The sequence below is a fragment of the Amycolatopsis sp. NPDC089917 genome (genome assembly GCF_040684635.1).
In the GTDB taxonomy this organism is placed as follows: Bacteria; Actinomycetota; Actinomycetes; order Mycobacteriales; family Pseudonocardiaceae; genus Amycolatopsis.
In genome coordinates, this window is sequence record NZ_JBFBGL010000135.1 from 1 (window position 1) to 5,981 (window position 5,981).

Genomic DNA, 5,981 nt, shown 5'->3' on the forward strand with positions numbered 1-5,981 from the left:
CGAAAGCCACTTTCGGGACGCCTGGTGTCCCGAAAGTGGCTTTCGCGACACCCGAGACCGGCACGACACCTCTGCCTTCCGCCCTGCGGGGAACGACCCGCCCACTCAGCTCCGAGGGACGCGGCGAGCCGCCCGGACGAACCGTGTTGAGTCCTCTGAACGCGACGGGGTTGGTCACGCGCTGAGGACAGTTTTACCCTCAACGGCAACGAGTTCCGGGCCCACACTGGTCTCTCCGCACCGAAAGAGGGAGACCCGCCATGACCGAGGACGTCCGGAACAAGGCGCCGGAGATGCCGCGCCAGCTCAAGACGGTCCGCGTCCTCCTGTGGATACAGGCGGTCCTCAACCTCCTCGCCAGCGCGCTCGTGACCGCCCTCGCGATCAACGAACTCGACCACGGCAACGAGGAAGCGGGACTCGCACTGGCGCTGGCGATCCTCGGCTTCGTGGTCTCCCTCGTGCTGATCGCGAGCGCGATCAGGATCTCCCGCGGTTCGGCCTGGGTGCGGCCCACGGTGATCGGCGTCGAAGGACTGTCCGTGGTCCTGGGGGTGATCGGCCTGATCAGCGGTGGCGCGATCACCCAGCTGATCGGGATGGGCATCGCCATCGGCATCATCGTCGTCCTCACCAAGCCCGAGGAACGCGCCTGGTTCACCCGCTGACGAGGTCGATCCGGTAGCGCACTTCGCGGAGCGGGACGTCTTCGCCGGGCATGGTGTCGGTCTTCTCCGCGCCGTCCGGCGTCCATCCCGCGGCCGCGTAGAAGCGCCGGGCGCGTTCGTTGGAGTCGAGCACCCACAGCGTCGCCTCGCGATGTCCGGAACCCCGCAGGGTGGCGACGGCGGTGTCGAGCAGCAGCCTGCCCAATCCCGTGCCCCAGCGCGCCGGTTCGAGGTAGATCGCGCGCAGTTCCCCGCGTTCCCGGTCGACGGCGGTGAAACCGAGGAGCGTGCCGTCCTCGACGAGGACCAGGACGTCGCCCTGGTTGGCGGGATCGGCGAGGATCCGCTGCCAGCGCCCGGCCCGGCCCTCGACCGAGAGATCGCGCAGGTACAGCTCGGGCAGCAGGCCCTGGTACGCCGACTGCCACGACCGGACGTTCACTTCGGCGATGGCCCAGGCGTCCTCGGCGACCGCGGGCCGGATCATGGGCATCGTCAGCCTTTCGCTTTGCGGGCGGCGGAAGCGGTCACGACGGCGAGGCAGAGCATCATCGCCAGCGCGATCCCCCAGCCCGCACCGGTCACCCGCGAACTGCTCGGCATCGCGTAGAGCAGCATGCACACCATGACGATGCCGCCGCCGGCCACTCCGCCGTGGAAGGCGAGTCGGAACGCGGCGGGCCGCAGGAACGCGCCGAGCACGGTCCCGATCAGGAGCATCATCCCGACCACGAGGTAGATCGCGCCCTCGTCCGCGCGGCCGCCACCACCGAACGCAGGCCGTCCGCGGGCTTCCCCAGCGTGACCAGCAGTCCGCCCGCGGTCGTCGCGTCGAATCCACGCGAGCCCGGCGGCGCCTCGCCGGCGGGCAGCGCCTTGACGTCGGAGATCCCGCGTTCGAACAGTTCTCCCCTGAGGTACCCGGCGAGCTGCTCGACCCGTTCGGCGTCGGCCCCGTCCTCGCCCAGCCGGACCCGCACCGCTGACGTCATCCCCGGCCTCCCTCGCCCGTACGGATCGAGGAAACCCCGCGGCCCACCCGGCGGCAAGGTCCGATCGGGCAGACCTGTTCACGTCAGCTTTTTTCCAGGTACTCCACGCGATCTTCGTCGACGACGTCGGCGATCATGTGCGCCAGCCCCAGATAGTTCCCCAGTGCCGGGTCCTTCTCCACGATCTCGGACGCGCGGGCCCTCGCCTCGGCGATGACTTCCTCGTCCTGCAGCAGGGAAAGCAGCTTCAGCGTCGACTTCTTCCCCGACTGCGCGGCGCCGAGGATGTCGCCCTCGCGGCGCAGCTCCAAGTCCATTCTGGACAGTTCGAACCCGTCCGTCGTGGACTCGACGGCGGCGAGCCGCTCGCGGGTGGCCGTCCCGTCCAGGGTTTCGGTGACCAGCAGGCAAAGCCCCGGCACGCTGCCCCGCCCGACCCGGCCGCGCAGCTGGTGCAGCTGGCTGATGCCGAAGCGGTCGGCGTCCATGATCACCATCGCCGTCGCGTTCGGGACGTTCACGCCGACCTCGATCACGGTGGTCGCGACGAGCACGTCCAGCTCGCCCTTGGAGAACGCCTGCATCACGGCGTCCTTGTCGTCGGCGGCCATCCGGCCGTGCAGGGCGCCGATCTTCAGGCCCTTCAACGGCCCTTCGGCCAGCTCGGGGGCCACGTCGAGGACGGCGAGCGCCGGGCGTTTGTCGCCCTTGTCCGACGCCGGTTCGTCGCCGATGCGCGGGCAGACGATGTACGCCTGATGCCCCTTGCCGCATTCCTCGCGGACCCGCTGCCACGCCCTGTCCAGCCACGCGGGCCGCTCCGCGACCGGCACCACCGACGTCTTGATCGGCGACCGGCCGACCGGCATCACGCGCAGCGCGGAGGTCTCCAGATCGCCGTAGACGGTCATCGCGACCGTGCGCGGGATGGGCGTCGCCGTCATGACGAGTACGTGGGGGCTGGTGTCGTCGGAGCCGCGGGAGCGCAGCGCGTCCCGCTGTTCGACGCCGAAGCGGTGCTGCTCGTCGACCACGACCAGGCCGAGATCCGCGAAGGACACCGTGTCCTGGATGAGCGCGTGCGTGCCGACGACGATCCCGGCCTCGCCGCTGACCGTCTCCAGCAACGCCTTCTTGCGTTCCTTGGCGCCCATCGAACCGGTCAGCAGCGTCACGCGCGTCGCCTTCTCCGCGCCGCCGAGCTGCCCCGCCTGCCCGAGGTCACCGAGCATTTCGCTCAGCGAGCGCGCGTGCTGCGCGGCGAGGACCTCCGTCGGCGCGAGCATCGCCGCCTGCCGCCCGGAGTCGACGACCTGCAGCATGGCGCGCAGCGCGACCACGGTCTTTCCGGAACCGACCTCGCCCTGCAGCAGACGGTTCATCGGGTGCTCGGTGGAGAGGTCCCGGGCGATCTCGTCACCGATCTCCCGCTGTCCCGACGTCAGCGCGAACGGGAGCCGCTTGTCGAAGGCGTCGAGGATGCCGCCCTCGGTGTGCGGGCAGGCTTTCGCGGGCCGGGAGACGAGAGAATGTCTGCGCTGCGCGAAAATCAGCTGCACCGCCATGGCTTCATCCCATTTGAGACGGCGGCGCGCGGAGTTCAGCGCGTCCCAGCCGGACGGGCGGTGGATGCCGCGGAGCGCGCTTTCCAGGCTGGGCAGGCCGTACTGGGCGAGCAGCTCCATCGGCATCGGGTCCTCGTCGACCTCCAGCACGTCCAGCACCTGGCGCACGCTCTTGGCGATCACCCAGGTCGGGATCCCCTGCGCCGCGGGGTACACCGGGATGATCTCGGCGAGGAAGTCGTCCATCGCCTCGGCCTGGCGCTCGGCGTCGAACAGTTCGTACTCGGGGTTCGCCAGCTGCAGGACGTCGCGGAACGCGGTGACCTTGCCCGCGAAGAGGCCGTTCTTGCCGGGCACGAGTTCCTTTTCGCGCCAGGCCTGGTTGAAGAAGGTGCACTGCAGGCGGCGTTTGCCGTCGGTGATCACCATTTCGAGCAGGGTGCCGTTGCGCGCCTTCATCCGGCGCTTGTTGACGCGTTCGATGCGCGCCATCACGGTGGCGTGCTCACCGAGTTCGAGTCCGGCGATGTCGGTGAGCTGCCCGCGCTCGGCGTAGCGGCGGGGGTAGTGCCGCAGGAGGTCGCTGACCGTCTCGATCTTGAGGCCCTTGGCGAGTGCCTTCGCCGTCGCCGCGCCCACGACCAGTTTCAGGTCCGCGCGCAGGTTGGTCATGCGGTCACTCCACCCCCATCAGCAGTACGGCGTCGGACTGGCCGCCTGCGTAGCTCGTCACTTCGACCTCAGGATGTTCCCCGCGGAGCCGGTCTGCCAGCTCACCGGGAAGCCGGACCGGGACGTCGGCACCGGTCAGCACGGTGACCAGTTCGCCGCCGAGGGCCAGCATCCGGTTCAGCACGCCGACCGCCGCCGCGACCAGGCTCGTCTCCGAAGCGGGCGCGGGCTCGATCAGCACGACCTCGCCGTCGACGAGACCGACGACGTCACCGGCCTGCGCCCGGCCCACCCAGGTTAGCGACTCCTCCTGCGCGATCCGCAGTTCGCCACGCCTGGTGGCGGCGGCCGCTTCGGCCATCGCGACCACGTCGTCGTTGGTGCGGCGGTCCTTGTCGTGGACGGCCAGCGCGGCGAGCACCTGGACGGGTGAAACGCACGGGATGACGACGACGTCGCGGTCCGCGGCCATCGCGTGCCCCGCCGCCGCGTCGGCCGCCGCGGTCAGCTGATGGCCGCCCGGCAGGACGGTGACGTGATGCCCGGCGGCCTCGTTGATCAGGCCGAGCATCTCCTCGACCGTGGGCTCGCTCCCTTGCGGGACCGAGAGCACCGCGACTCCCTCCGCGCGGAGGAGCTCGGCCAGCTGCCCGCCGTGGACCACCGCGACCACCGAGCGGTCGATCCCGCCGCCGACCTCGACCGGGGTGGGCGTGATCAGCGGCTCGACCCGGACCTTGCGGGGACGCCCGAGCTCGATCCCGGCCTCCAGCGCCGCGCCGATGTCCGCGCAGTGCACGTGGACGGCGTACGCGCCGGCGCCGTCCCCGGCCACCGTGACGCTGTCGCCGAGGCCGCTGAGGGTCTTGCGCAGCGCGGGCAGGCTGCCTTCCTCGACGCCGTCGAGCAGGTACATGACCTCCCAGGCCGTCGGCATGTCGGCCGTGTGGTGCTGATGCGCTTCGAGCGGGTGCTCCGGCTCGGTGGCACCGCCGCAGATCACGCCGGACAGCGCGTCGAGGACCGCGACCAGACCGCGGGCGCCCGCGTCGACCACCCCGGCCACGGCCAGGACGGGCAGCTGCTTCGGAGTCTCTTCGAGCGCTTCGGCGGCGACGCTCGCGGCCGTGGCGGCCACCTCTTCGAGCGACCCCGTCGCGTCCCGGACGGCCGCGGCGACGGTGTGGAGCACGGTCAGGATGGTCCCGGCGACCGGACGGCTCACCGCGCCGGTGGCGGCCCTGTCCGCGCTGCCGAGCGCCTCCGCGAGCCCGGGTCCGTCGAGGTCCCTGGCGGCCGCCGATTCGGCGATCCCACGCACGACCTGCGACATGATCACCCCGGAGTTGCCCTTGGCCGCCGCGACCGCGCCCTTGGCGAACACCGCCAGCGCCTCCGCGGTCGTGCCGGGCTCGGCCTCCGCCAGCGCGTCGCGGGCCGCTGTCATGGTGAACAGCAGGTTGGAGCCGGTGTCGGAGTCGGCGACCGGGTAGACGTTGATGCCGTCGATCGCCGGCCGCAGCACCGCCAGGCTGTGCACACAGGCCGCCGACCAAGCCGACACCGCCGCCACGTCGAGCACCCGCACCCCGTAACCTCCTACCTGTTCCAGCGAGGGTATCGACCCGGTGCCGGAGGGCTCGGAGCCACTGGTTACTATGGTCGAGTTGCCCAGCATGCTGGGCGCATCATTCTTTGTCCCAGATCCAGAGGAGTTCGACGTGGCTGCCGTGTGCGACGTCTGTGGCAAGGGACCGGGCTTTGGCAAGTCGGTCTCGCACTCCCACCGGCGTACCAACCGCCGGTGGAACCCGAACATCCAGACCGTTCACGCCAAGATCGGTCTGTCCCAGCGCAAGCGCCTGAACGCCTGCACCTCGTGCATCAAGGCGGGCAAGGTCGTTCGCGGCTGAGCCGGGTTTTTGGGGAATGGCGGGTGCTCTTCGGAGCACCCGCCATTTTTTTGCGCACGGTGGGTGGCCGGGTGCCGGAGGGCCACCCAAGTCCGTGAAGGCCTCCTTGAGGGACTCTGGGTCCCTCAAGGAGGCCTTCACGGACAGCGGCATCGCCTCAGGAGTCACACC

At 70.5% G+C, this 5,981-nt stretch carries 7 protein-coding genes; 2 read left to right on the forward strand and 5 right to left on the reverse strand.

Translation table 11 applies throughout. The features are described 5' to 3' along the window. Positions 1 to 260 precede the first annotated feature (260 nt). On the forward strand, positions 261 to 668 hold the full coding sequence (locus AB0N89_RS40865; RefSeq protein ID WP_364217089.1) for a hypothetical protein: 408 nt from the start codon (positions 261 to 263) through the stop codon (positions 666 to 668). Here the strand turns inward: AB0N89_RS40865 and AB0N89_RS40870 are convergent. The 5 genes from AB0N89_RS40870 to AB0N89_RS40890 all read right to left on the reverse strand — a co-directional run bounded on the left by AB0N89_RS40870 (position 658) and on the right by AB0N89_RS40890 (position 5,485). Next, positions 658 to 1,161 (reverse strand): GNAT family N-acetyltransferase, encoded by a 504-nt coding sequence (locus tag AB0N89_RS40870; RefSeq protein ID WP_364217092.1) that lies wholly within the window; start codon positions 1,159 to 1,161, stop codon positions 658 to 660. The two genes, AB0N89_RS40865 and AB0N89_RS40870, sit on opposite strands and share 11 nt — an antisense overlap. A gap of 2 nt (positions 1,162 to 1,163) precedes the next feature. After that, positions 1,164 to 1,391 carry a hypothetical protein gene (locus AB0N89_RS40875; protein WP_364217095.1) on the reverse strand — a complete coding sequence of 76 codons (228 nt, stop codon included), beginning with the start codon at positions 1,389 to 1,391 and terminating at the stop codon, positions 1,164 to 1,166. Beyond that, on the reverse strand, positions 1,388 to 1,660 hold the full coding sequence (locus AB0N89_RS40880) for a hypothetical protein (RefSeq protein ID WP_364217098.1): 273 nt from the start codon (positions 1,658 to 1,660) through the stop codon (positions 1,388 to 1,390). Before AB0N89_RS40880 ends, AB0N89_RS40875 begins: the two co-directional genes overlap by 4 nt. An 83-nt stretch (positions 1,661 to 1,743) precedes the next feature. Then, the gene (gene recG, locus AB0N89_RS40885) at positions 1,744 to 3,897 is read right to left on the reverse strand and encodes an ATP-dependent DNA helicase RecG (protein ID WP_364217101.1); all 2,154 of its coding nucleotides are present in this window, start codon (positions 3,895 to 3,897) and stop codon (positions 1,744 to 1,746) included. Between the two features lie 4 nt (positions 3,898 to 3,901). Continuing rightward, positions 3,902 to 5,485, reverse strand: a complete 1,584-nt coding sequence (locus AB0N89_RS40890; protein WP_364217104.1) for a DAK2 domain-containing protein — start codon at positions 5,483 to 5,485, stop codon at positions 3,902 to 3,904. A 133-nt stretch (positions 5,486 to 5,618) separates the two neighbouring features. Here AB0N89_RS40890 and rpmB point away from each other — a divergent pair, with 133 nt between their 5' ends. Beyond that, positions 5,619 to 5,810: a 50S ribosomal protein L28 gene (rpmB, locus tag AB0N89_RS40895; protein ID WP_007031450.1), complete on the forward strand. Its 192-nt coding sequence runs from the start codon at positions 5,619 to 5,621 to the stop codon at positions 5,808 to 5,810. The last annotated feature ends 171 nt before the right edge of the window (positions 5,811 to 5,981 follow it).

What these genes read in the sequence shown, in the direction of transcription:
- recG (WP_364217101.1), bottom strand. Translation starts at nt 3,897, where the DNA reads ATGACCAACCTGCGCGCGGACCTGAAACTGGTCGTGGGCGCGGCGACG.
- AB0N89_RS40865 (WP_364217089.1), top strand. Translation starts at nt 261, where the DNA reads ATGACCGAGGACGTCCGGAACAAGGCGCCGGAGATGCCGCGCCAGCTC.
- AB0N89_RS40880 (WP_364217098.1), bottom strand. Translation starts at nt 1,660, where the DNA reads ATGACGTCAGCGGTGCGGGTCCGGCTGGGCGAGGACGGGGCCGACGCC.
- AB0N89_RS40870 (WP_364217092.1), bottom strand. Translation starts at nt 1,161, where the DNA reads ATGCCCATGATCCGGCCCGCGGTCGCCGAGGACGCCTGGGCCATCGCC.
- AB0N89_RS40875 (WP_364217095.1), bottom strand. Translation starts at nt 1,391, where the DNA reads ATGATGCTCCTGATCGGGACCGTGCTCGGCGCGTTCCTGCGGCCCGCC.